Raw genomic sequence first — 22,351 nt, forward strand, 5'->3', positions numbered from 1 at the left:
CACTGATAGATTCATAACGAGAATGTATCTTTCCGCCCGCCAATAGTTACGGGCGAAAATTATTAAAAAACCGTCACTGAACGAATTTCATATTACCGTCAGGCACTTTTTCATCGGATTTGACTAAAAACCTGACAATTTGCTTCCTCCAGGAGATACAGATGGAAACCACTCAAACCAGCACCGTTGCTTCGATTGAATCCCGAAGTGGTTGGCGCAAAACGGATACCATGTGGATGCTGGGCCTTTACGGCACGGCAATCGGCGCTGGTGTACTGTTCCTTCCTATCAACGCAGGCGTCGGCGGTCTGATTCCGCTGATCATCATGGCCATCATCGCCTTCCCGATGACCTTCTTCGCACACCGCGGTCTGACCCGCTTCGTGCTGTCCGGTAAAAACCCGGGCGAAGATATCACCGAAGTGGTTGAAGAACACTTCGGCGTAGGCGCAGGTAAACTGATTACCCTGCTCTACTTCTTCGCGATTTACCCTATTCTGCTGGTTTACAGCGTGGCAATCACCAACACCGTTGAAAGCTTCATGACGCACCAGCTGCACATGACGCCGCCACCGCGTGCCATTCTGTCTCTGATCCTAATCGTCGGCATGATGACCATCGTGCGCTTCGGCGAGCAGATGATTGTTAAAGCCATGAGCGTGCTGGTCTTCCCGTTTGTGGCTGCGCTGATGCTTCTGGCCTGCTACCTGATCCCACAGTGGAACGGCGCAGCGCTGGAAACCCTGTCCCTGAGCAGCGCGTCTGCGACCGGTAACGGCCTGCTTATGACCCTGTGGCTGGCGATCCCGGTAATGGTCTTCTCCTTCAACCACTCTCCAATCATCTCCTCTTTCGCCGTGGCGAAACGCGAAGAGTACGGTAATGGCGCAGAGAAGAAGTGCTCCAGCATCCTGGCCCGCGCTCACGTGATGATGGTGCTGACCGTTATGTTCTTCGTCTTCAGCTGCGTACTGAGCCTCTCCCCGGCGGACCTGGCGGCAGCGAAAGAGCAGAACATCTCTATTCTGTCTTACCTGGCGAACCACTTTAACGCGCCGCTGATTGCGTGGATGGCACCGATCATCGCGATGATCGCCATCACCAAATCCTTCCTGGGCCACTACCTTGGCGCGCGTGAAGGCTTCAACGGTATGGTGATTAAATCTCTGCGCGGTAAAGGTAAGAGCATTGAAATCAACAAGCTGAACAAAATCACTGCACTGTTCATGCTGCTCACCACCTGGGCGGTAGCGACCCTGAACCCAAGCATCCTGGGCATGATTGAAACCCTGGGTGGCCCGGTTATCGCGATGATTCTGTTCCTGATGCCGATGTACGCGATTCAGAAAGTGCCTGCCATGCGCAAGTACAGCGGCCAGGTCAGCAACGTGTTTGTGGTGATCTTGGGTCTTATCGCTATCTCTGCTATATTCAACTCCCTGAACACAATGTTCTGATCACCCCCCGCGCCGCCTTCCGGGGGCGCACATCTCCCCCTCTGACTGAAAGCAATGGACGCATCATGATTAGCGTATTCGATATTTTCAAAATCGGTATTGGTCCTTCCAGCTCTCACACCGTCGGACCAATGAAAGCCGGTAAGCAGTTCACGGATGACTTGATTGCACGCGGCATTCTGCACGACATCACCCGCGTGGTTGTCGATGTGTACGGCTCGCTTTCCCTGACCGGGAAAGGCCACCATACCGATATCGCCATTATCATGGGCCTGGCGGGAAATCTGCCGGATACCGTTGATATTGACGCGATCCCTGGCTTCATCCAGGACGTGAACACCCACGGTCGTTTGCTGCTGGCAAACGGTGAGCATGAGGTTGAATTCCCGGTTGACCACTGCATGAATTTCCATGCGGACAACCTGTCGCTGCACGAAAACGGCATGCGCATTACCGCGCTGGCCGGCGACAAAGCGGTATACAGCCAGACGTATTACTCCATCGGCGGCGGCTTTATCGTCGACGAAGACCACTTTGGTCAAACCAGTACCTCTACTGTTGAGGTGCCGTATCCGTACAAAACCGCGGCGGACCTCCAGCGTCACTGCCAGGAGACGGGACTTTCCCTCTCCGGCCTGATGATGAAAAACGAGCTGGCCCTTCACAGCAAAGAGGAGCTGGAACAGCACTTCTCTAGCGTCTGGGAAGTGATGCGCGGCGGCATTGAGCGCGGGATCACCACCGAAGGCGTTCTGCCGGGCAAGCTTCGCGTACCGCGTCGTGCGGCGGCGCTGCGGCGTATGCTGGTAAGCACCGACAAAACGACAACGGACCCGATGGCCGTCGTGGACTGGATCAACATGTTCGCCCTGGCGGTGAACGAAGAGAACGCCGCAGGCGGCCGCGTGGTCACTGCGCCAACCAACGGTGCCTGCGGTATCGTTCCGGCCGTGCTGGCGTACTACGACAAGTTTATCCGTGAAGTGAACGCTAACTCCCTGGCGCGCTACCTGCTGGTCGCCAGCGCGATTGGTTCGCTGTATAAAATGAACGCCTCCATTTCCGGTGCGGAAGTGGGCTGTCAGGGTGAAGTCGGCGTGGCATGCTCCATGGCGGCGGCGGGCCTGGCGGAGCTGTTGGGCGCAAGCCCGGCGCAGGTGTGCATCGCTGCGGAAATCGGCATGGAACATAACCTGGGGCTGACCTGCGATCCGGTTGCCGGACAGGTACAGGTACCGTGCATCGAGCGTAACGCGATTGCCTCCGTCAAGGCGGTGAACGCGGCGCGTATGGCGCTGCGCCGCACCAGCGAACCGCGCGTCTGTCTCGATAAAGTTATCGAAACCATGTACGAAACCGGTAAAGATATGAACGCCAAATACCGCGAAACCTCTCGCGGCGGCCTGGCGATGAAGATCGTAACCTGCGATTAAGCCTCTCAGTAAGCCTCGTTTTGCGAGGCTTCTTCCTGTTTTCCCCTCCATTCATAGTTTCACGCTGCTGACAGTGTTACCCTTCACGCATTAGATAGAAGGGAGATTATCTGTGGCCGTTCATTTGCTTATCGTCGACGCGCTTAATCTGATTCGCCGTATCCATGCGGTACAGGGCACACCCTGCAAGGACACCTGCCTGCACGCCCTGGAGCAGCTTATTCGCCACAGCGAGCCGACGCACGTTGTAGCCGTGTTTGATGACGAAGCGCGCAACAGCGGCTGGCGACATCAGCGCCTGCCTGACTACAAGGCCGGACGCGCGCCGATGCCGGACGATCTGCATGCCGAAATGCCCGCCCTGCGTGCCGCCTTTGAGCAGCGCGGCGTTCCCTGCTGGGTCTCACACGGCAATGAAGCTGACGATCTGGCCGCGACGCTTGCGGTAAAAGTCGCCAGCGCAGGACACCAGGCGACGATCGTTTCAACCGACAAAGGCTACTGCCAGCTTCTCTCCCCCACGATCCGCATTCGCGATTATTTCCAGAAACGCTGGCTGGATGCCCCCTTCATCGCCAGCGAGTTTGGCGTCTCACCAGAACAGCTGCCGGACTACTGGGGTCTGGCGGGAATCAGCAGCTCTAAGGTTCCGGGTGTCGCCGGTATTGGTCCAAAGAGTGCCGCCCAGCTGCTGACGGACTTTCAGAATCTGGAAGGGATTTACGCTCGTCTGGATGACGTGCCGGAAAAGTGGCGCAAAAAGCTGGAAGCGCATAAAGAGATGGCGTTTATCTGCCGGGATGTCGCGACGTTACGGACGGATTTACAGCTGGACGGGAATTTGCAGCAGTTAAGGTTAGAGCGTTAAGATCCCCCTCACCCTAACCCTCTCCCCATAGGGGAGAGGGGACTGCTCGGTGCGGTCTTTTCCCCCTCGCCCCTTTGGGGAGAGGGCCGGGGTGAGGGGAAACATTGAATTATCGCTCGTCGCGACGCCCACCTACAGCCGCCCACCAGCGACGAATGTGTACCGTCACCTCTTCGCGGTCGTGGTATAGCTGACGCGCCTGGATCTCCACGTTAATACCGTGCTCATCCAGCTGTGCCTGAATATAGGCCAGGTTCTGGGATACCTCCTCGTAGCGCTTTTTCATCGGCAGCTTGAGGTTGAAAATGGTCTCACGGCACCAGCCGTTCACCAGCCAGGAGGCCATCAGCGCGGCAACTTTCGCCGGCTTCTCCACCATGTCGCACACCATCCACGAGATGTTGTTGCGGGTTGGGCGATAGCGGAAACCATCTTCACGCAGCCAGGTGACCTGCCCGGTGTCCATCAGGCTTTGCGCCATTGGACCGTTATCCACAGACGACACCCACATGTTGCGTTTCACCAGCTGATAGGTCCAGCCGCCCGGGCACGCGCCGAGATCGACGGCATACATGCCGTTAGCCAGACGCTCGTCCCACTCGTCTGCCGGGATAAAGACGTGAAACGCCTCTTCCAGCTTCAGGGTTGAACGGCTCGGCGCATCTGCCGGGAACTTCAGACGCGGGATGCCCATAAAGAATGGCGAATTGTTATTGGTGAACGAGTAGCCCGCATAGCAGCAGCCCGGTGCGATAAAGAAGATATGCACCACCGGACGCTTCGGCGTTTCGTAGTTCGTCAGTATGCCCGCGTCACGCAGCGCTGCGCGCAGCGGCACGGTGAACTTACGGCAAAACTTCATCAGCTCTTTACTTTCGTTGGTATCGGCAACCTCAACGCGCAGGTCGCCGCCTTTCTCCACCACGCCCTGCAGCATGCCCACAATCGGCGTGATGCGATCTTCAGGCGGAAGATCTTTCAGCAGCTCACCCGCGACGAACATCTGGCGGGCGAAGATCAGCGAGCTGAACGGCAGCTCGCGCGCCAGATTGTCGGCGTCTTCAGGCTGATAACATTCGAATACCACATAGCCCGCATTCTCTTTGACGCGGGCAAAGCCGAAGACTTCGCGCTTCGCCGCTTTATCGGTAATTTCCGCGGCGCACTCTTTCTCAAACCCCGGGCGACAATATAAAACAACCTTATTCATGAACAACGCCCTTGCGTTTCAGACGGATAGCTCCGATAAACATTAATACCCAACCCGCCAGGAAGCTGACGCCGCCGACAGGTGTAACAAACGCCCACAGGCGCAAATGCGAGAGTGCCAGGCAGTAAAGGCTGCCGCTGAACAGCACGGTACCCAGCGCCATAAATACGCTACTCCAGTAAAACCAGATGCTGATCCGGCGCTGCATCGCCACCGCCAGCCCAAAAATAGCCAGGGTATGGAACGCCTGGTATTCAAGGCCGGTCTGGATCCAGCCCATCTCGACGGCGCCCAACGTCTTGCTCAATACGTGCGCGCCAAAGGCGCCCAGTGCAACAAAAATAAAGCCACTCACCGCGGCAAAAATCAGCATGAATCGGCTGGTCATGTTTAAGTCCTGAATTAATGCGTGCCCGGCACACAAACGTTATTGTTCATACCTGAAGCGGAATTTTTCTTGCTCGCTTGCCGCTTTCGCCAGTATCCACTGCCGGAAGGCGGCTATTTTACCCAGTTCTGCCTGACTGTCATGACAAACCAGATAAAACGCATTCTTGCTGACCAGTACATCATTAAAAGGGCACACCAGACGGCCTGCCTCAATTTCGGACTGCGCCATCACGTTGTTCGCCAACGCCACGCCCTGTCCGTGAATGGCAGCCTGTAGCACCATCGCACTGTGGCTAAAAATGGGGCCCTGCTGCACGTTTATATGACTAAGACCTAATTGACGGGTATAAGTTTGCCAGTCGCGGCGAGAGGCATCGTGTAAAAGCGTATGCTGCGCCAGGTCAGCGGGTGTTTTCAGCGCCTTGTCGCCCGTTAAAAGCAGCGGCGAACAGATCGGCAGCAGATATTCTGCGTATAATTTTTCAACACGCAAGCCCGGCCAGTTACCGCGACCGTAAAAAATGGCGACATCCACATCATCCGCCAGCTTGTCTTCCTGACGATCCACCGCCTGGATTCGAACGTCGATCCCCGGATAAGCTGAGTTAAAGCTTGAGAGTCTTGGCACCAGCCACTGAATAGCAAAACTGGGCAATAAACTAACAGTCAGGGCACCTTTTGCACTGCGAGCCTGCAGCTTACGCGTGGCTTCCGTAAGCTGGGAAAAAATCTCTTTAATATCCTGAAAATAGCTCTGCCCCTCTTCGGTCAACAGCAAGGAACGATTGCGTCGGCGGAACAGCTTAAGGCCCAGGAAATCCTCCAGGGACTTGATTTGGTGACTTACTGCGGCCTGTGTCACAAAAAGCTCATCTGCCGCACGGGTGAAGCTCAGGTGACGTGCTGCTGCATCAAAAACGCGTAATGCATTAAGGGGTGGCAATCGCTTTGACATGGTTATCTGGCTTAGATGTTAACGGAATTTAACAAACAGGAAACAACGTTTAACCTATTAGTTTTTTTTATCTGAGCCATTATAATTTGTCCGTTGAGGAACTACCAGCAAATACCTATAGTGGCGGCACTTCCTGAGCCGGAACGAAGAGCTTTTTTCGGAATGCGTGTTCTGAAGGGCTTTTGGCTTACGGTTGTGATGTTGTGTTGTTGTGTTTGCAATTGGTCTGCGATTCAGACCACGGTAGCAACGCTACCAATTTTTCACTTCCTGTACATTTACCCTGTCTGTCCATAGTGATTAATGTAGCACCGCCAATTTGCGGTGCTTTTTTTTCGCCTGCGATCGGTTAATGCTCGATCTCTTTCATCTCTTTCACGTCCGTGCGGTTGATCTGCTGCTTGTTCCCGTTAGCATCTTTGTACGAAATCATCCCGGTATCGTTATCGGTAGTCGGTTTCCCTTCCGAAACGATAGAACGACCATCGTTTGTGTGCATCACGTAGTTGTTACCAGAACAGGCGCTCAGGGCAAAAGTAAACGCACAGGCAGAAATGATTGCAGCTGTCTTATTCATGATTATTCTCCTTTAGCAATTAATGCTATTCAAACCTCGATTTATAACAGGCTAAAACATCCGCCTAACACTATTTAGCATAACCTGCTTTTTCGAGGTCGCCAGGATAAGCAGACGAATCTGATAGATATCAACCTCCTTGCCCTGCCGTTGAAATTGCGCGACGATCTCTCTATCGACACGAGGAATTCCATGAACGCTTTCAGTCCTGCGCAGTTTCGCGCACAGTTTCCGGCGCTGGCCGATGCCGGTATTTACCTTGATAGCGCCGCCACGGCCCTGAAGCCTCAGGCGGTGATCGAGGCCACGCAGCAGTTCTACAGCCTGAGCGCCGGCAACGTACATCGCAGCCAGTTTGCCGAAGCGCAGCGCCTGACCGCACGCTATGAAGCCGCACGGGATCAGGTTGCACGCCTGATTAATGCCGAAAGCGGGAAAAATATCGTCTGGACGCGCGGCACGACCGAAGCCATCAATATGGTGGCCCAGTGCTATGCCCGCCCGCGGCTTCAGCCGGGCAATGAAATCATCGTCAGCGAGGCGGAACACCACGCTAACCTGGTGCCCTGGCTGATGGTGGCGGAGCAAACGGGGGCGCGCGTTGTAAAGCTCCCGCTGGGTGCAGACTTACTGCCAGACGTGGCGCGTTTACCTGAACTGATTACGCCACGCAGCCGCATTCTGGCGCTGGGGCAGATGTCCAACGTCACCGGCGGCTGTCCGGATCTGGCTCGCGCCATTGAGATTGCCCATGCCAGCGGCGTGGTGGTGGTGGTCGACGGCGCTCAGGGCGTGGTCCATTTCCCTGCTGATGTGCAGGCGCTGGATATCGACTTCTATGCCTTCTCCGGACACAAGCTTTACGGGCCGACCGGAATTGGCGCGCTGTACGGTAAGCCGGAGCTGCTGGCAAAAATGACGCCGTGGCTCGGCGGCGGCAAAATGATTACCGAAGTGTCGTTCAATGGCTTCAAAACGCAGGATGTCCCCTATCGTCTGGAAGCCGGCACGCCGAACGTGGCGGGCGTCATTGGCTTAAGCGCGGCGCTGGAATGGCTGGCTGAAACGGACAGCGTACAGGCCGAAAGCTGGAGCCGGGGTCTAGCCACTCTTGCCGAAGAAGAGCTGAAAAAACGCCCGGGTTTCCGCTCGTTCCGCGTGCAGGATTCCAGCCTGCTCGCCTTTGATTTTGCTGGCGTGCATCATAGCGATATGGTGACGCTGCTGGCCGGATACGGCATTGCCCTGCGCGCCGGACAGCACTGCGCCCAGCCGCTGCTGGCGGCGCTCGGCGTTACCGGTACCCTGCGCGCCTCGTTTGCGCCGTATAACACCCAAAGCGACGTCGACGCGCTGGTTAGCGCCGTTGACCGCGCCCTTGAAATACTGGTGGATTAATGACTAGCGCTGCATTAGCCGGACATCCTTTTGGCACCGTCATCACTGAAGAGACCTTAAAACAGACCTTCGCCCCGCTCCAGCAGTGGGAAGATAAATATCGACAGCTGATCCTGCTGGGCAAACAGCTCCCTGCCCTTTCAGACGATCTTAAAGCGCAGGCGAAAGAGATTGCGGGCTGCGAAAACCGCGTCTGGCTGGGCGTGAGCGTCTCAGGCGAGAAGCTGCATTTCTTCGGCGACAGCGAAGGGCGCATCGTCCGGGGTTTGCTGGCGGTATTGTTAACCGCCATAGAAGGGAAAAGCGCGGCGGAGCTGCTGGCACACTCGCCGCTGGCGCTGTTCGACGAGCTGGGGCTGCGCGCGCAGCTTAGCGCTTCGCGCGGCCAGGGCCTGATCGCGCTCAGCGACGCGGTGCTGGACGCAGCCCGTCAGGCTCAGGCCTGACGTTCCGCCTTCGCCATCATCTTCTTCAGGGCGTGAGAGACCGCCACAAAGCCAAAGGAGGCGGTTACCATGGTGGCCGCCCCAAAGCCTGACGCGCAGTCCATGCGTTTTGGCCCTTCCGCCGTGCTTTTCATCGCACAGACTGAACCATCCGCCTGCGGGTAGACCAGCGCTTCGGTGGAGAACACGCAGTCGACGCCCAGCTTGCCCTTGCTGTTCTTCACCACGTTGAAGTCGCTCTTCAGGCGTTCACGCAGCTTGGCCGCCAGCGGATCCTGAATGGTTTTCGCCAGGTCGGCCACCTGGATCTGCGTGGGATCGATTTGCCCGCCCGCGCCGCCCGTCGTGACCAGCGGCACCTTGTAACGACGGCAGTACGCGATCAGCGCCGCTTTTGGCCGCACGCTGTCGATGGCGTCAATCACGTAGCTGTAGCCTTTGCTCATGTACTCCGCGACGTTATCTGCCGTCACAAAGTCGTCGATCACCGTCACCCGACACTCCGGGTTGATGAGACGAATACGCTCCGCCATCACCTCGGACTTCGCCAGGCCGACGCTGTCACGCAGGGCGTGGATCTGACGGTTAGTGTTGGTTACACAAACGTCATCCATATCAATCAGCGTGATCGCGCCAATACCGGTTCTCGCTAGCGCTTCCGCCGCCCAGGAACCGACACCGCCAATGCCCACGACGCAGACGTGCGCATCCGCAAACAGCTGCAGGGCTTTTTCACCATAGAGACGTGCCGTGCCGCCAAAACGCTGGCGCCAGGCATCGCTGATTACCACAGACATAAAACCTCAGATGTAAAAAGGGTGAGGTTTTCCTCACCCTGAACAGTAATCCGTATTGCGCTCAGAATACCACAATCAGCCGCTGAATACGTTTCCGGTGCCCGGCGCCGCCTTCAGCACCCATACGCGTCCGTAGTGGTTATACCAGCCTGCACGATGGCCGGCATCCGGTCCAATGCCCTGATAGATATCAAAGTGCTGGCCCTTAATCGCTCCGCCCACATCCAGAGCTACCATCAGACGCAGCTCATACTTGCCGTTGAACTTGCCGTTGTTGTCGAGCAGAGGGACTTCCGCCAGCAGCGTGGTACCCGCAGGAATGATAGAACGATCCGATGCCACCGACGCGCGACCAATCAGCGGCACGGCGCTGGCGCCTTTAACCGGGGCAAAGTTTTGCGGCTTGAAGAAGACGAAAGACGGGTTCTGCTCCAGCAGCTCGCGCACCTCGGCTTCACTGTGCTTTTCGCCCCACTCGCGGATCGCCTGCATCGACATGTCTTCTTTCTTCACTTCGCCGCGGTCGATCAGCACCTTACCGATGCTGCGGTAGGCATGGCCGTTTTTCCCGGCATAGCTGAAGAAGTTGAGCGGCGAACCGTCGCCAAAGTCAATGTAGCCGCTGCCCTGCACGTCCATGATGAAGTTATCCATCAGGGAGTTGCTGTAGGCCAGGACGTAGTTTTCGCTCAGCGCACCGGCGTAGATTTCGGCGCGGGACGGCAGACGGCCGCGTTTTGGCGGCATACGGTAGATAGGGTACTGGAACTCGCCCTGGCGCGTGTGTCGCGCCTGAACCACGGGCGTGTAATAGCCGGTGAACTGGACGTTGCCGTAGTTATCCGCCCCTTCCATCTGCCAGGCATCGATACCAAACTGGCGCATGTTGCGCGTATCGCCGCCCGCCTTCAGCCAGTCCTGTACCGCGCTATAAACGTTGTTCTGTGAGCTATACAGACGCGGCGACGCGTTGCGGATCTGGTAGACCTGCTCGGAGAAATCACCGGCGTTGATCGGCGCGCCAACGGCGTCAGGCTGATTAACTAAAGAGAAAGGCTGGGATAACTTCCCGTCTTTATACTGCTGACCGCGATCGGTCGGTTTGGAAGAACAGGCCGCAAGAATCGCTACCATTGCGCCCGTCATCAGATACTTCGCCCAACGTCCTTTCATTATATCTCGTCTTTAAGTTGCCCATTTCCGCGTGATGAAGATAACAAACCGACAAAGCGAATGAAATGCGATCGCATGCCCTTTGGCAAATTCTGAGCAAAAAATAGTCCAAATGCCGCAACGCCGTTCAATTTACATACAAAGTTAATGATTTATGTGAAAAAGGGGTTGCATCACAAACCTATCCGAGTATAGTGCGCATCCACGGACGCGGGGTGGAGCAGCCTGGTAGCTCGTCGGGCTCATAACCCGAAGGTCGTCGGTTCAAATCCGGCCCCCGCAACCAATCAAATTTAAAGAAGTAAGCTTCTACAAGAGTAGAATGACGGACGCGGGGTGGAGCAGCCTGGTAGCTCGTCGGGCTCATAACCCGAAGGTCGTCGGTTCAAATCCGGCCCCCGCAACCAACACTTCTAAAACAATAAACACCCTTAAGGGTGTTTTTTTGTATCTGCCGTTTGTGAATTTGCCGGGCATCCCACCCGGCTAAAAACCTACCCGCGTCGCGCCAGCGTCGCCCCGTCTGAGAAATACGCCCGTATCCCCGCAAGAATCGACTCCGCAACCTCCTGCTGGAACTTTGCCGTCTTGAGCTTACGCTCTTCTTCCACGTTACTGATAAACGCGGTTTCGACCAGTATGGACGGGATATCCGGTGCCTTCAGCACCGCAAACCCGGCCTGCTCGACGCTGTTTTTGTGCAGTTTGTTGACCCGGCCCAGCTTGCCCAGCACCGCTTTACCAAACTTAAGGCTGTCGTTAATGGTCAGGGACTGCACCATGTCGAACATGGTGTGGTCGACGTAGCGGTCGCCGCTTTTGCTCACGCCACCGATCAGGTCCGAGGCGTTCTGGGTGTCCGCAAGGTATCGCGCCGCGGTACTGGTCGCGCCTTTGGTTGAGAGCGCAAACACCGACGAGCCGCTCGGCTGGCGGCTGGTAAAGGCATCCGCATGGATCGAGACGAACAGATCGGCACGCTGCTTCTGCGCTTTCGCCACCCTCACCTTAAGCGGGATAAAGACATCCTCATTGCGCGTCATGTAAGCGCGCATATTGCCCTCTTTATCAATTAACGCCTTCAGACGACGGGCAATTTGCAGCACCACGTCTTTTTCACGCGTATGGTATTTCCCCACCGCTCCGGAGTCTTCGCCGCCGTGACCGGGATCGAGCATGATCACAATCGGACGATCGCGCCCTGCTTTCCCCGGCTGCGGGCCGCTTTGCGCAGGCGGCACCTGACGCTGAAGATCGCCTTTGTTGTAATCCTCCAGCAGGGCGAGAAGCGGATCCTGAATATCCGTCGCATTCGCCGGGTAAAGATCCATCACCAGACGCTCTTTAAACGTCGCGACGGGCGCCAGGGCGAACAGCTGCGGCTTAACGTTCTGCTTAAGCTCAAACACCATGCGCACGGTTTGCGGATCAAACTGCCCGACGCGCGCCGATTTAATAAACGGATCGTCACCGCGGATCTGCGCCGCCATGCCTTTCAGCACGGAGTTGAGGTTCACCCCTTCGAGATCCACCACCACGCGTTCAGGGTTGCTGAGGGCAAATTGCTTATATTTCAGCACGCGATTGGATTCAACCGTCACGCGCGTATAGGTCGACGACGGCCAGACGCGCACCGCCACCACCTGACTCGTGGCGGCAAGACCGACCTGGCTGACGCTAAGCAACCACATTGCCCCGGCCCCTTTTAACAAACGGCGGCGGCTTATTGCTGAATTGGATCCCGACATGCTTCTCCCGAGCAAGAAAACAAACTGATATACAAAAGTGCAGATTGACCGAAAACTTTAACGAATGACGCATAAACTGTCATCTATAAAAGGGTAAACAATCATACGTTAACGCACGGATTACTTATTAATTTCTGTGGGTCGCAGAAAATTTGCACTTGCACACGCGCCCACAATCGAATAAAAATACAGAAATTACGAATAAACATTCATTAAGGGTTGTGTCATGGTGAAGGAACGTAGAACCGAACTGGTCCAGGGATTCCGCCATTCTGTTCCCTATATCAACGCCCACCGGGGAAAAACGTTTGTCATCATGCTGGGCGGCGAAGCCATCGAGCATGAAAATTTTTCCAGCATCGTCAATGACATTGGCCTGCTGCACAGCCTCGGGATCCGCCTTGTGGTGGTCTATGGCGCGCGTCCGCAGATCGACGCCAACCTGGCCGCACACCACCACGAGCCGATTTACCACAAACACACCCGCGTTACGGATGCCAAAACCCTTGAGCTGGTGAAACAGGCGGCGGGGCTGCTGCAGCTAGATATTACCGCTCGCCTGTCGATGAGCCTGAACAACACGCCGCTACAGGGCGCGCATATCAACGTCGTCAGCGGCAACTTTATCATTGCCCAGCCGCTCGGGGTGGACGATGGCGTGGATTACTGCCACAGCGGCCGCATTCGTCGTATTGATGAAGAGGCCATTCACCGTCAGCTCGACAGCGGTGCCATTGTGCTGATGGGACCGGTGGCGGTTTCCGTAACCGGCGAAAGCTTTAACCTGACGTCTGAAGAGATTGCCACCCAACTGGCGATCAAGCTGAAGGCGGAAAAAATGATTGGGTTTTGCTCCTCCCAGGGCGTCGTAAACGATGAAGGGGTGATTGTGCCGGAACTCTTCCCGAATGAAGCTCAGGCCCGCGTTGAAGCGCTGGAAGCCGAGGGGGATTACCACTCCGGCACCGTCCGCTTCCTGCGCGGTGCCGTGAAGGCCTGCCGCAGCGGCGTGCGCCGCAGCCACCTGATCAGCTATCAGGAAGACGGAGCCCTGCTGCAGGAGCTGTTCTCCCGCGACGGTATTGGCACCCAGATTGTGATGGAGAGTGCGGAGCAGATTCGCCGAGCGACCATCAACGATATCGGCGGCATTCTGGAGCTGATCCGCCCGCTGGAACAGCAGGGTATTTTGGTTCGTCGCTCCCGCGAGCAGCTGGAGATGGAGATCGACAAATTCACCATAATCCAGCGCGATAATCTGACCATTGCCTGCGCCGCGCTCTACCCGTTCCCGGAAGAGAAGATCGGAGAAATGGCCTGCGTGGCGGTGCACCCGGACTACCGCAGCTCTTCACGCGGCGAAATGCTGCTTGAGCGCGTGGCGGCACAGGCGCGCCAGATGGGGCTGAGCAAGCTGTTCGTCCTGACGACGCGCAGCATTCACTGGTTCCAGGAGCGCGGGTTCACGCCGGTGGATATTGATTCTCTGCCGGAAACGAAAAAAGAGATGTACAACTATCAGCGCCGTTCAAAAGTGCTGATGGCTGACCTGGGATGATACGACGCCCTCACCGTCCGGCGAGGGCTTTCGTTCAGAGGGACTCAAATATCGCGCTCAGCCCGCTTCGGCGTTCCGTGCGGGTGGCAATCGCCTGCACCAGCACCCGCTCATCGGTATACAGCGACAGGCGCTGACGCGCGCGCGTAATGGCGGTATAGATCAGCTCGCGGGTAACGACGGGGGAAAGCTGTGTGGGCAGGATCAGCGCCGTATGGTTAAACTCAGAGCCCTGGGATTTATGCACGGTCATCGCCCAGGCGGTTTCATGCTCGGGCAAACGGCTCGGCTGGAACGACTTCACGCTCCCGTCCGGCATCTGGAACCAGACGCGGAGCCCCTGTCCGCGATCGAGCGCAATCCCGATATCCCCGTTAAACAACCCCAGCGCGCTGTCATTGCGGGAGATCATCACCGGCCGGCCTTCATACCAGCGCGAGTGCGGAGTACGGTTGATTTTACGCTTTTGCGCCAGCAGCTGTTCCAGCCTGTCGTTCAGGCCGCTGACGCCAAAGGGTCCTTCCCTCAGCGCGCAGAGCAGCTGGTATTCGCCAAACGCGGCAATAACCTGCTCCGGCGTGCTTTGCTGCTGTACGCCCGTCAGAAAATGTTGATACCCCAGCAGGGCATCATCCAGCATCGCCTGATACTCTTCCCCGGTTTGCAGCGATTTTTTCTCAATATCGGTAAAGGTACCGTCAAATACCGCACAGGTGGTGTGCCGGTCGCCCCGGTTCACCGCCGCCGCAAGCTGGCCAATGCCGGAGTCGCTGCCAAAACGGTAGCTTTTTTGCAGCAAACACAGGCTGTCGCGCAGCGCCCCCGCAAGTAAATGATTTTCAGCCGCGAGCGAACATCCGGTCAGGCGCGCCAGCTCCTCGGCGCGTTCAGCGGTATACCCCAGGCTGGCATAGGTGCAGATATCGCCCAGCACGGCCCCGGCCTCCACGGAGGCAAGCTGATCGCGGTCGCCGAGGAAAATGACGCGCGCGTGCGGCGGTAACGCATCAATCAACCGCGACATCATCGTCAGGTCAATCATCGACGCTTCATCCACTACCAGCACGTCCAGATGCAGCGGGTTACCGGCATGGTAGCGCAGACGCTGGCTACCCGGCTGTGCGCCTAGCAAGCGGTGCAGCGTACTGGCTTCGTTAGGGAAAAGCGCAAGCTGATCCCCGCTAAGCGGCAGTTTTTGCAGCGCCCCGCCTAACGACTCCGTCAGACGTGCAGCCGCTTTACCGGTGGGTGCCGCCAGGCGAATACGACACTTTTGCTCACCTGATAACTGAATCAGCGCGGCAAGCAGCTTTGCCACGGTGGTCGTTTTACCGGTGCCCGGACCGCCCGAAATCACCGATATACGCCGCGTTAACGCCACCGCTGCCGCCACTTTCTGCCAGTCTGTCGCGTCGTCAGAGGTAAACAGCGTATCCAGCGTTTGCCGGAGCAGTGCTTCATCGCACGGGAGCGGAGCATTGGTCTCGCTGAAAAAGCGCGCCACCGTCAGTTCGTTACGCCACAGCCGGTTCAGATACAAACGCTCGCCCGTCAAAATCATTGGCGTCCCGGTATCGGCGCCGCTGACGGCAGGCGAGCGAAGTAATATGTCCTGCCAGTCCACTGCCTCACCCAGCAGCGCGAAACACGCCTGTAAAGCCGGAGGCATTTTTTCATCCACCACCAGACGCGACAGCGGAAGACACACATGTCCCTCCCCCGCGTCTTTACTCAGGATCGCGGCGGCAAGCATGACGGCAGGCTCTTCGCCCGCCACCATCATGGCAAACTGCACGTCCAGGTGGCGCAGTACTCGTTGTTCAACCGCGTCCAGCAGTAGCGCCTGCATCGTCATGCCACCTCCTCCGTGCTTGCAGCAAACAAGTTATCCATTTTTTCAATCAACTCCGCAGCCGGACGGGTACTGAAGATACCCGAACGAGGGTCGTTAGCATCCACGCCGCGCAGGAACAGGTAAATAACGCCGCCAAAATGGTCTTCATAGCGATAATCGGCCATGCGATGGCGCAGGTAACGGTGCAGCGCCAGGGTGTAGAGCTGATACTGCAGATCGTAGCGATGCATTTGCATCGCTGAGGCCATCGCCTGCCGGGTATAGGCTTCGCTGTTTGCCCCCAGCCAGTTCGATTTGTAATCCAGCAGGTAGTAGCGCCCTTCGTGGCGGAAAACCAGGTCGATAAAGCCTTTCAGCATCCCCTGCACCTGGCGGAAATTCAGCGGCGGGCACCCGGCGGATAACGGATCGTACTCGCGGATCAGCGCATCAAGCGCCTCGGCCCTGAGCGGGCTGGCGATGGGAAGATAAAACTCCATCTCCACCTGCTTATCTTTGGCGGTCAGCTGGCTCAGCGAGATCCCCTGCGCCGTGAGCGGCGCGTGCAAAACAGCGCCGATCCATTCAGTGAGAACCGGCTGCCACTGTGCGTCGTAGCCGCCGCTCTGTAACATCTTCAGCACCCACTCTTCTGAGACCGGCTGGGTAAAATCCAGCTCTTCAAAGAGGCTGTGCAAAAATGTGCCCGGTGAGGCGCCGCGCGGGAACTGATGCGGCGTGAGCACCGGCTCGACGGGCACGCTCCCGGCCCCTGCGGCATCCACGTCCAGTTTTGGCATCAGATCCTGCGCAATACTCTGTCCGTGCTGTTGTAAACCGGAGTAACTGGTGACGCGCCAGTCGTCAGCGATTGTGCGAGCCACCTCGCGGGCATGCAGGGCTGACTCTCCCTGCTCCGGCGTCTGCCAGCGGCTGCTGTCGGGCTGGGAGGGAATATGCAGGGCAACATGATCTGAGCAAAGTGATTCGATGCACTGGCGCAGCCCTGCGGCGTCTTTAGGTTCGCCGCGCTGAATAAGCCGCCCCAGCGCGCTCAGATGAAAATCACTCTCTCCGCTCTTTTCGCCACGGCGACGGAACAGCGGCGCGACGCCGAGGGAACAGTGCCAGACCGAACGGGTCAGCGCCACATAAAGCAGGCGCAGGTCTTCCGCGAGACGCTCGGCTTCGGCCAGCTCGACGCTGGACTCCGCGTTGCTGAGATCGAGTACCGCTTCGAACGACTCGCGATCGTGGTAAAAAGCCTGGTCCTGCACGCGATAATTGGCGATAAACGGCAGCCAGACCAGCGGATACTCCAGGCCTTTCGACTTGTGAATGGTGACGATCTGCACCAGATGTTTATCGCTCTCGAGGCGCATCTGCTGACTGGAAGAATTGCTGTTCGGGTCGGCAATCTGCTGGGCCAGCCAGCGCACCAGAGCATGCTCGCTCTCCAGCTGCGTACCCGCCTCCTGAAGCAGCTCGCTGATGTGCAAAATATCGGTCAGACGACGTTCGCCGCCCGCTGTCGCGAGCATGTTCTCCGCAATGTGACGCTGTGCCATGAGCTCGCGCACCATCGCCATCACGCCGCGCTTCTGCCATTTTTCACGGTAGCGAACAAACTCTTCTACCACGGCATCCCACGCGGCTTCGTCATTGTTGAGCGCATCAATGTCACGCGCGTTCAGCCCGAGCATCGCGCTCGCTAAGGCGCTGCGCAGCGTGCTTTCACGTTCCGGGGCCAGCACGGCCTGAAGCAGCCATAGCATCTCCAGGGCTTCCAGCGTTTCAAACACGCTGTCGCGGTTGGAGAGGTAAACGGACGGTATATTCAGTAACGTCAGGGAATCGCGGATAAGCGCGGCCTCCTGACGGCTGCGCACCAGCACCGTAATATCAGATGCCTTTACCGGGGCTGGTTTATCCTCCTTCCACAGCAGCGCATCACCGCGCGCGCCTGCGCTGAGCCAGTCCCGAATTTGCGCCGCACAGTGCTGGGCCATCGCATTTTGATAGTCCGCGACGCCCCAGCCTTCCCCATCCAGCAGCCAGAAGTTCATGGCTGGCTGAGTTTCGCCATTAAACTCGAAGCGCAGCGCGGTATTTTTCGGGGCGAACCTGACCGGCTGGAAAGGGATCTCCCGGAACATAAACGCCGTATCCATGCGGCCGAAGAGCGCATTGACGCTTTCAACCATGCCGGGAGACGAGCGCCAGTTGGTGTCGAGCGTGTAGTGCGCGTCGACCTCGCTCCGGGCTTTCATGTAGGTAAAAATATCCGCACCGCGGAAGGCGTAAATGGCCTGTTTAGGATCGCCGATTAACAACAGCGCGGTGCCGGACTGCTGGCGCCAGATACGGCGGAAAATGCGGTACTGCTGAGGGTCGGTATCCTGAAATTCGTCAATCATCGCGACCGGAAAGCGGGTGCGAATCGCGGCGGCAAGCGCTTCGCCATTTTCACTGCACAGCGCCGCATCAAGGCGGCTCAGCATATCGTCGAACCCCAGCTCGCCCCGGCGGCGCTTTTCGCGCGCGACAGCGTCGCGAATCTCCGTCATAGCGCGAGTGATCATCAGATCGTTGAGCGTCAGAGGCTCCGCCAGCAGGGCTTCAATCGCCACAAACAGGGGATGTTCAGGCACGATGCCGTCGGCTTTGGTCCGCTCAACCAGGAAACGCCGGGAGAATTTCTCCAGCGCGTCCGGGAGCTGGTAACCGCGCGTCTCTTCCTGCGCCCACGCGCTGATCTTCTCGATCCATTTGCCCTGGTTGCCGCGATTGAACTTACGTCGGTCGATCCCGGAGTTCTCAATGATTGCGTCAATCTCACCGACAGATTCAATCCATTTTTGCTTGATGTCGGCAATTTTCGCGATGATTTTTTCATGGCGTGAGGCCAGGGTTTCATCCGCTGGCGGTGGAGATTTGATGACCGGCGCTTCCCCCTGAAGATAACGATCGATAGCGCGCAGCAGCGCTTCGGGCCCCTTCCACAACGCGTGTACCGCTTCGGCAATATCTCGCTGTAATGGATAGCAGTGGCGACGCCAGAAATCCGCGCAGGCCTGATAGCGAAGCACGGATTCATCTTCAATGAGCTGTTGTTCAAACAGCATGCCGGATTCAAACGCGTTCAGGCTCAGCATGCGCTGGCAAAAACCGTGAATGGTGAAGACGGACGCTTCGTCCATCTGCCTTTCCGCGAGGAGCAACCATTGGGCTGCCTGTTGCTTATCGGCAATCTCTTCCAGGAGGCTCGCGTAGAGAGGATTATCCGTGCTCTGGCGCAGACAGGCGATGCGCAGTTCGTGAATATTGGTCCGAATACGGCCGCGCAGCTCAGCGGTGGCGGCCTCGGTAAAGGTGACCACCAGCAGCTCTTCCACGCTCAAAGGACGTGGAAAAGCGGCGTTACCGCCAAGCCCTAACAGCAGGCGCAGATAGAGCGCGGCGATGGTGAAGGTTTTTCCGGTTCCCGCTGAGGCTTCAATCAATCGTTCACCCTGCAGAGGTAAACGTAAGGGATCAAGGGACTCAGCGGTATCGGTCATTCTTTCTTACTCCAGGGCATAGATTGCTGCAGCGCGCTGACGCTCTTCCAGACTTTCCAGCCTTTCGGGTTAACGTAGTCCGTTTTCCCGTTCTGGCTACCGGAAACCTGAGACAGGATAGTGATGCCCTGCGGCTTAATCACGGCCTGATGGAAGAAATCGGCAGCCTTCTGCGGCGTCAGCTGTTTTATCTCGGCCACTACTTTATCACGCGAATCAAATTTCAGATTACCGCGATCGAAATCTTTGCTCAGCTGCGACGCCTCTTCGCCCAGCGTCTGCGGCGGCTGCATCACCTGCGCGATGACGGCCTGCTGGATCTGAGCAAACTCTTCCGGCTTCATGGCCCGCAGTTTTGCTTCCACCTGGGGGAAGAACGCCTGATAGCGCTGCCAGAGATAGGCCGGCTGTTTGTCGCTGCTTTGCAGCAGGAAGCCCAGCCCCCACTGACGGCCTACGTTCATCGAGAAGGCAAACACCGCGTAGCCAAGCTGCTCTTCTGTGCGCAGCTGGTTATAGAACCACGGCTGAATAATCTGTCCCAGAACGGCGCTCTGCGCAGAGCTTGCGAATTCATCGTAGCCCGTTGGCACAAACACCGCGGCCAGCGCGGAATCGGTGCTGCTTCCTGCCTTTTCAAAAATCACATTCTGTTTTTTCTCAACCAGCACGTCCTGGTTGCGGCACCACTCGTCGCCTTTCGAACCAAGCTGCGTGCGGACATTTTCTGCCAGCGTTTTGGCCTGTTCTTCGCTCATGTTGCCGACGATAAGAAACTCCGGGCGCGTGTTGGTTTTCAGCGCGTCACGGTAAGCCAGCACCTCTTTTAATGAGATTGATGGCAGCAAGGCACGGCGTTCTTCACGCTGGAAATAAGGTATTTGCGACAGCATTTGCGCCGGCATAAGCGCCTGATCGTAAGCTTTGCCCTTCTCTGCAGAATCCATCATCTGCGCATACCAGGATTTAGCCTGCTCAAGCTGCTCTTCCGTTGGCGTGTAGCTAAAGTAGCCCTCCAGCAGCGCCTTGAAAAGCTGAGGCAAACGCTGGGTATAGCCATTTGCATTAAGCATCAAACCGTTGTTGGCGTTGGTGGAAAAGCTGATCCCACCCACGGCCGCCTGGTTGCTGAGCTGATCGAGCGCGATACCGGCCAGATAGTCATTGAGCGCGAACATTACCTGATTTTTGGCGCTGTTCATCGCTTTCGGGTTACGCAGGACCACGCTGACATCGGCCTTTGGCTCGCTCGCGAAATAACGGCTTGGGGTATACACCACGCGCAGCGTCGGCTCATCAATAATGAGCTCCGGATGTGGGTAATCTTTAGCCGTTTTGATCAGCGAGAAATCATCCGGAATATAGGGGTTCAGCTCCGGCAGCTTCAACGCAATCTCACCGGCCTTCTTCTGCCAGTCGGCGAAGGTCTGGTCGCTGATTTTGTCTACCTGATAAGGAGCATCAACAAAGTACGCCGTCTTGTTATGCGGTTCGTTCGGGCTGATGTACCAGATGCGGGCATTCTGCGGCGTCATCATCGCCAGGCGCGCTTTTACCGCCTCGGCATCATAACGATCGGCAATATTGACCGCGTCAAGCGTGTGCGCCACCGGCACGCGGATCATGGTATCCGCCAGCCACTCGACGTAATCCATATCGCGGGTAATGGACGGGTAACGGAAATCGAGATCCAGCACGTGCGCCAGTTCATCAAAATAGCGCTTATCGACGCCTTTCTCGCGCAGTAAAGAGAGGTAGCTAAAGATAGCCGCCACCACTTCATCACGGTTGGCTTGACCTTTGTCGGTCAGGGTGGCGGAGATCGCCAGCACGCCGCTGTTGCCGTTTACCACGGGATCGGAATCGGCGCGGATCCCTTCCACCAGCCCCTGTTTTTGCAGCCAGTCAGATAAGGTTCCCGGGCTGCGGTTACCAATCAGGTAGGTTACCAGCTCGTCGGTTTTGCTGCGAAACTGTGCGGTGTTGTTATCAATGCGGAACTCAACGCGCAGCACTTTGCGGGGCATGGCAGGGACGTAGTGGATGACGATCCCTTTTTGCGCGTCCGTGACAACCGGTACGTCTATCTTCGGCAGGTCGATATTTTTATTCGGCACCCGGCCAAACGTTTGTGCCGCCAGCCCGGCAAGCTCCGGCAAAGGTTTGTTGCTGTAAATAACCGCCTTCATCAGGTTGGCGGAGTAGTATTTGTCGCGAAACGCATGCAGGGCGTCAATGACCGGGCTTCCCGGTTTATCGCTCAGCGTCTCCAGGTTACCGCCCGAGAAACGTGACCCCGGATGCGCCGGGTTGATGGTCTCGGCGCTGACCTGCGCCATGCGCATACCGTCCCGGGTACGGGCCATGGTCAGCTCCGCATTGACGGCATTGCGCTCGCGGTCGGCGTACTTTTTATCCAGCAGCGGCGCGGCGATAGCATCGGCAAGACGATCAACCGCCCCTGCCAGCGCGTCATTTTCGACTTCGAGATAAAAGGCCGTGCGGTACGGTGCCGTGCTGGCGTTGTGGCTGCCGCCGTGCATTTTCAGGAATTCAGAGAGGCTATCCGGCTGCGGATATTTTTTAGAACCCATCAGCGTCATGTGTTCGAGGTAATGCGCCAGCCCCGGATGCGCCTCAGGATCTTCCAGCGATCCAACCGGCACTACTAACGCCGAGAGGGATTTCACCGCCTGCGGATCGGAAACCAGCAGCACGGTCATACCGTTATCAAGGCGGATAGCCTGATACTGGCGGGTATCTTTTTCGCTCTTACGGATAGTTTCCTGAACGGGTTGCCAACCGGAGTCTGCCTGAGTGACGGGAGCCCAAAGGGCGACAAACAAAACAAACGCTTTGAACAAGGTGCTGCCTGGCATTACGACCTCTTTATCACGGCTTCATCATTAACAAACTGCGTGCTGGACACGCCAACATCTCTTTATTT

16 protein-coding genes and 2 tRNA genes are annotated in these 22,351 nt (G+C 57.2%); 8 read left to right on the top strand and 10 right to left on the bottom strand.

The window, feature by feature from the left end:
* Positions 1-161: 161 nt before the first annotated feature.
* The 3 genes from UTO39_RS06015 to xni all read left to right on the top strand — a co-directional run bounded on the left by UTO39_RS06015 (position 162) and on the right by xni (position 3,758).
* Positions 162-1,457 (top strand): HAAAP family serine/threonine permease, encoded by a 1,296-nt coding sequence (locus UTO39_RS06015; protein WP_320726715.1) that lies wholly within the window; start codon positions 162-164, stop codon positions 1,455-1,457.
* Between the two features lie 65 nt (positions 1,458-1,522).
* Positions 1,523-2,890 (top strand): L-serine ammonia-lyase, encoded by a 1,368-nt coding sequence (locus UTO39_RS06020; protein WP_320726716.1) that lies wholly within the window; start codon positions 1,523-1,525, stop codon positions 2,888-2,890.
* 112 nt (positions 2,891-3,002) lie between these two features.
* Complete coding sequence (gene xni, locus UTO39_RS06025; RefSeq protein WP_320726717.1) at positions 3,003-3,758, top strand: flap endonuclease Xni; 756 nt, start codon at positions 3,003-3,005, stop codon at positions 3,756-3,758.
* A gap of 109 nt (positions 3,759-3,867) precedes the next feature.
* On the opposite strand, the gene rlmM is transcribed toward xni, so the two are convergent.
* From rlmM to UTO39_RS06045, 4 genes are all read right to left on the bottom strand, one after another.
* Positions 3,868-4,968, bottom strand: coding sequence for a 23S rRNA (cytidine(2498)-2'-O)-methyltransferase RlmM (gene rlmM, locus UTO39_RS06030; RefSeq protein WP_320726718.1), 1,101 nt, complete (start codon positions 4,966-4,968; stop codon positions 3,868-3,870).
* Positions 4,961-5,356 carry a DUF423 domain-containing protein gene (locus tag UTO39_RS06035; protein ID WP_061097216.1) on the bottom strand — a complete coding sequence of 132 codons (396 nt, stop codon included), beginning with the start codon at positions 5,354-5,356 and terminating at the stop codon, positions 4,961-4,963. The genes rlmM and UTO39_RS06035 overlap by 8 nt, the downstream gene beginning before the upstream one ends.
* A 39-nt stretch (positions 5,357-5,395) precedes the next feature.
* Complete coding sequence (gene gcvA, locus UTO39_RS06040; protein ID WP_320726719.1) at positions 5,396-6,313, bottom strand: glycine cleavage system transcriptional regulator GcvA; 918 nt, start codon at positions 6,311-6,313, stop codon at positions 5,396-5,398.
* A gap of 349 nt (positions 6,314-6,662) precedes the next feature.
* On the bottom strand, positions 6,663-6,890 hold the full coding sequence (locus tag UTO39_RS06045) for a YgdI/YgdR family lipoprotein (protein ID WP_008499648.1): 228 nt from the start codon (positions 6,888-6,890) through the stop codon (positions 6,663-6,665).
* A 192-nt stretch (positions 6,891-7,082) separates the two neighbouring features.
* On the opposite strand from UTO39_RS06045, the gene csdA reads away from it, so the two are divergent.
* Both csdA and csdE read left to right on the top strand, forming a co-directional pair.
* Entirely contained in the window at positions 7,083-8,288 is a 1,206-nt protein-coding gene (gene csdA, locus UTO39_RS06050) for a cysteine desulfurase CsdA (RefSeq protein ID WP_320726720.1), read from the top strand.
* Entirely contained in the window at positions 8,288-8,734 is a 447-nt protein-coding gene (csdE, locus tag UTO39_RS06055) for a cysteine desulfurase sulfur acceptor subunit CsdE (RefSeq protein WP_253543215.1), read from the top strand. The genes csdA and csdE overlap by 1 nt, the downstream gene beginning before the upstream one ends.
* Here the strand turns inward: csdE and tcdA are convergent.
* Complete coding sequence (tcdA, locus tag UTO39_RS06060) at positions 8,725-9,531, bottom strand: tRNA cyclic N6-threonylcarbamoyladenosine(37) synthase TcdA (RefSeq protein ID WP_008499651.1); 807 nt, start codon at positions 9,529-9,531, stop codon at positions 8,725-8,727. The genes csdE and tcdA overlap by 10 nt on opposite strands.
* 75 nt (positions 9,532-9,606) lie before the next feature.
* On the bottom strand, positions 9,607-10,704 hold the full coding sequence (mltA, locus tag UTO39_RS06065) for a murein transglycosylase A (RefSeq protein WP_061097213.1): 1,098 nt from the start codon (positions 10,702-10,704) through the stop codon (positions 9,607-9,609).
* Between the two features lie 209 nt (positions 10,705-10,913).
* On the opposite strand from mltA, the gene UTO39_RS06070 reads away from it, so the two are divergent.
* Together UTO39_RS06070 and UTO39_RS06075 are read left to right on the top strand one after the other, a co-directional pair.
* Positions 10,914-10,990 (top strand) — tRNA-Met (locus tag UTO39_RS06070).
* Positions 10,991-11,034: 44 nt separating this feature from the next.
* Positions 11,035-11,111: transfer RNA gene (locus UTO39_RS06075), tRNA-Met, on the top strand.
* A gap of 87 nt (positions 11,112-11,198) precedes the next feature.
* Here UTO39_RS06075 and amiC read toward each other — a convergent pair.
* The gene (amiC, locus tag UTO39_RS06080; protein WP_061097212.1) at positions 11,199-12,452 is read right to left on the bottom strand and encodes an N-acetylmuramoyl-L-alanine amidase AmiC; all 1,254 of its coding nucleotides are present in this window, start codon (positions 12,450-12,452) and stop codon (positions 11,199-11,201) included.
* 226 nt (positions 12,453-12,678) lie between these two features.
* Between amiC and argA the strand changes: the two genes are divergently transcribed.
* Positions 12,679-14,010 carry an amino-acid N-acetyltransferase gene (gene argA, locus UTO39_RS06085; RefSeq protein ID WP_014885072.1) on the top strand — a complete coding sequence of 444 codons (1,332 nt, stop codon included), beginning with the start codon at positions 12,679-12,681 and terminating at the stop codon, positions 14,008-14,010.
* Positions 14,011-14,044: 34 nt separating this feature from the next.
* Here the strand turns inward: argA and recD are convergent, their stop codons facing one another.
* From recD to ptrA, 3 genes are read right to left on the bottom strand one after another with little or no spacing between them, the layout of a single operon-like run.
* On the bottom strand, positions 14,045-15,865 hold the full coding sequence (gene recD / locus UTO39_RS06090) for an exodeoxyribonuclease V subunit alpha (RefSeq protein ID WP_320726721.1): 1,821 nt from the start codon (positions 15,863-15,865) through the stop codon (positions 14,045-14,047).
* Positions 15,862-19,404, bottom strand: coding sequence for an exodeoxyribonuclease V subunit beta (gene recB, locus UTO39_RS06095; RefSeq protein WP_320726722.1), 3,543 nt, complete (start codon positions 19,402-19,404; stop codon positions 15,862-15,864). Before recB ends, recD begins: the two co-directional genes overlap by 4 nt.
* On the bottom strand, positions 19,401-22,283 hold the full coding sequence (gene ptrA, locus UTO39_RS06100; RefSeq protein WP_320726723.1) for a pitrilysin: 2,883 nt from the start codon (positions 22,281-22,283) through the stop codon (positions 19,401-19,403). The genes recB and ptrA overlap by 4 nt, the downstream gene beginning before the upstream one ends.
* Positions 22,284-22,351: the final 68 nt, after the last annotated feature.

The sequence above is a fragment of the Enterobacter sp. 118C5 genome, assembly GCF_034107645.1.
GTDB classification, from domain to species: Bacteria; Pseudomonadota; Gammaproteobacteria; order Enterobacterales; family Enterobacteriaceae; genus Enterobacter; species Enterobacter nematophilus.

Bases quoted from the DNA above. Each gene is read 5' to 3' on its own strand.
- mltA (WP_061097213.1), bottom strand. From the start codon at position 10,704: ATGAAAGGACGTTGGGCGAAGTATCTGATGACGGGCGCAATGGTAGCG.
- csdE (WP_253543215.1), top strand. From the start codon at position 8,288: ATGACTAGCGCTGCATTAGCCGGACATCCTTTTGGCACCGTCATCACT.
- UTO39_RS06045 (WP_008499648.1), bottom strand. From the start codon at position 6,890: ATGAATAAGACAGCTGCAATCATTTCTGCCTGTGCGTTTACTTTTGCC.
- UTO39_RS06015 (WP_320726715.1), top strand. From the start codon at position 162: ATGGAAACCACTCAAACCAGCACCGTTGCTTCGATTGAATCCCGAAGT.
- tcdA (WP_008499651.1), bottom strand. From the start codon at position 9,531: ATGTCTGTGGTAATCAGCGATGCCTGGCGCCAGCGTTTTGGCGGCACG.
- gcvA (WP_320726719.1), bottom strand. From the start codon at position 6,313: ATGTCAAAGCGATTGCCACCCCTTAATGCATTACGCGTTTTTGATGCA.
- UTO39_RS06020 (WP_320726716.1), top strand. From the start codon at position 1,523: ATGATTAGCGTATTCGATATTTTCAAAATCGGTATTGGTCCTTCCAGC.
- UTO39_RS06035 (WP_061097216.1), bottom strand. From the start codon at position 5,356: ATGACCAGCCGATTCATGCTGATTTTTGCCGCGGTGAGTGGCTTTATT.
- argA (WP_014885072.1), top strand. From the start codon at position 12,679: ATGGTGAAGGAACGTAGAACCGAACTGGTCCAGGGATTCCGCCATTCT.
- ptrA (WP_320726723.1), bottom strand. From the start codon at position 22,283: ATGCCAGGCAGCACCTTGTTCAAAGCGTTTGTTTTGTTTGTCGCCCTT.
- amiC (WP_061097212.1), bottom strand. From the start codon at position 12,452: ATGTCGGGATCCAATTCAGCAATAAGCCGCCGCCGTTTGTTAAAAGGG.
- csdA (WP_320726720.1), top strand. From the start codon at position 7,083: ATGAACGCTTTCAGTCCTGCGCAGTTTCGCGCACAGTTTCCGGCGCTG.
- recB (WP_320726722.1), bottom strand. From the start codon at position 19,404: ATGACCGATACCGCTGAGTCCCTTGATCCCTTACGTTTACCTCTGCAG.
- rlmM (WP_320726718.1), bottom strand. From the start codon at position 4,968: ATGAATAAGGTTGTTTTATATTGTCGCCCGGGGTTTGAGAAAGAGTGC.
- recD (WP_320726721.1), bottom strand. From the start codon at position 15,865: ATGACGATGCAGGCGCTACTGCTGGACGCGGTTGAACAACGAGTACTG.